This is a genomic window from Bradyrhizobium sp. LB11.1 (genome assembly GCF_040549385.1).
Taxonomy (GTDB): domain Bacteria; phylum Pseudomonadota; class Alphaproteobacteria; order Rhizobiales; family Xanthobacteraceae; genus Bradyrhizobium.
Genome location: NZ_JBEPTH010000052.1, coordinates 1 through 2,028, shown reverse-complemented (window position 1 = coordinate 2,028; position 2,028 = coordinate 1). Strand labels below are relative to the sequence as shown.

At 62.1% G+C, this 2,028-nt stretch carries 3 protein-coding genes; all 3 read left to right on the top strand.

Going from position 1 to position 2,028, the window contains the following annotated elements; all coding sequences use genetic code 11:
• Positions 1-114: 114 nt before the first annotated feature.
• Positions 115-915, top strand: coding sequence for an IS21 family transposase (gene istA, locus ABIA96_RS36520; protein WP_354141719.1), 801 nt, complete (start codon positions 115-117; stop codon positions 913-915).
• Between the two features lie 80 nt (positions 916-995).
• Entirely contained in the window at positions 996-1,613 is a 618-nt protein-coding gene (locus ABIA96_RS36680) for a Mu transposase domain-containing protein (RefSeq protein WP_502918888.1), read from the top strand.
• Positions 1,613-2,028 (top strand): ATP-binding protein (locus tag ABIA96_RS36515; protein ID WP_354141718.1); only part of this gene is annotated, 416 nt, incomplete at its 3' end. The genes ABIA96_RS36680 and ABIA96_RS36515, both read left to right, overlap by 1 nt.

The window sequence follows — 2,028 nt, the reverse complement described above, 5'->3', positions numbered from 1 at the left end:
TGTCATTCGGCCTGCAATATTGACCCCCTAAGCCGGGGGATCGGCGTCCAAAATTGACCCCCTATAGGTTGGTCTGTTGCGCTGCCTGCTTCGCAACAAAGCAGGTGGTGGAGGATGCTGATCGTGGAAACGATTGCGCGGATCCGGCGTGAGCACTTCATCAAGGGCAAGACGATCAAGGAGATCGCCCGTGACCTGAAGGTGTCGCGGAACACGGTCCGGAAGGTGCTGAGGTCGGGAGAGACCTCCTTTGAGTACGAGCGGCAGGTGCAGCCGCGGCCAAAGCTGGGACGATGGGCCGTAGAGCTTGACGGATTGCTGGCGGGGAACGCGGCCAAATCGGCTCGTGAACAACTGACGTTGATCCGGATCTTCGAAGAGCTGCGCGGCCGCGGGTACGACGGCGGTTACGATGCGGTGCGGCGTTATGCCAGGCGCTGGAGCAAGGAACGCGGGCAATCGACCGCAGCCGCTTATGTCCCGCTGAGTTTTGCCCCAGGCGAAGCCTACCAGTTCGACTGGAGCCACGAGGTGGTCTTGCTGAGCGGCACCACGGTGATGGTGAAGGCCGCCCATGTCCGACTCTGTCACAGCCGCATGCTGTTCGTGCGGGCCTATCCGCGAGAGACGCAGGAGATGGTGTTCGACGCCCACGATCGGGCGTTCGCCCTGTTCAAGGGCACCTGCGGACGCGGCATCTACGATAACATGAAGACCGCTGTAGAGACGATCTTCGTCGGTAAAGGGCGTCTCTATAATCGCCGCTCCTGCAGATGTGCAGCCACTATCTGGTCGATCCGGTCGCCTGCACGCCGGCGTCGGGCTGGGAGAAGGGGCAGGTCGAGAACCAGGTCGGGCTGGTCAGGGAACGCTTCTTCACGCCGCGGCTGCGGTTCAAAAACCTCGACGAGTTAAACGCCTGGCTGCTCGACAAATGCATCGCCTACGCCAAGGCTCATCGCCATCCGGAGCTGGTCGATCAGACGATCTGGGACGTGTTCGAAGCCGAACGCCCCAAACTCGTTCCCTATGCCGGCCGGTTCGACGGCTTCCATGCGGTGACGGCATCGGTCTCGAAGACCTGCCTGGTGCGCTTCGACAATAACAAATACTCGGTTGCAGCCAGCGCGGTCGGGCGCCCGGTCGAGGTTCAAGCCTATGCCGATCGCATCGTAATCCGTCAGGATGGACGCATCGTTGCCGAGCACCCGCGATCCTTTGGCCGCGGCGATACCGTCTACGACCCCTGGCATTATGTGCCGGTGCTCGCCCGCAAACCCGGCGCCTTGCGCAACGGTGCTCCCTTCAAAGACTGGGTGTTGCCGGCCGCGATCGAGCGGATCCGGCGCAGGCTCGCAAGCACCGACGATGGCAATCGGCAGATGGTCGACATCCTCAACGCGGTGCTGACTGACGGTCTGCCCGCGGTGGAAGCCGCCTGTGCCGAAGCGCTCGGTCATGGCGTCCATTCTGCCGATGTCGTGCTCAACGTCCTGGCGCGGCAACGTGAACCTGCTCCCCCGGCCAACATCATGACGCCGGTCGCACTGACGCTCCGCCATGCGCCGATCGCCGATTGTGCCCGTTACGACATCCTCCGGAGGACCAGCTGATGGAACGAACCCAAATCTTCGATCTCATGGGCGAACTCAAGCTCTACGGCATGAAGGCTGCCTTCGACGAGATCATGGCGACTGCGGTCAAGCGCCAGCACGAACCTCAGCGCATTGTCGGCGACCTGCTCAACGCCGAGATCAACGAGAAGCAAGCCAGGTCGATCAAATACCAGCTCACCATTGCCAAGCTGCCGCTTGCCAAGGACATCGCCGACTTCCAGTTCGACGGCACGCCGATCAATCAGACCCTCGTCAATGATCTTGCTGGCGGCGGCTTCGTCGCCCAACAACGCAACGTCGTGCTGGTCGGCGGCACCGGTACCGGCAAAACCCACCTGGCCATTGCCATCGCCAGAAGTTGCATCCGATCCGGCGCCCGTGGCCGCTTCTTCAACGTGGTCGATCTCGTCAA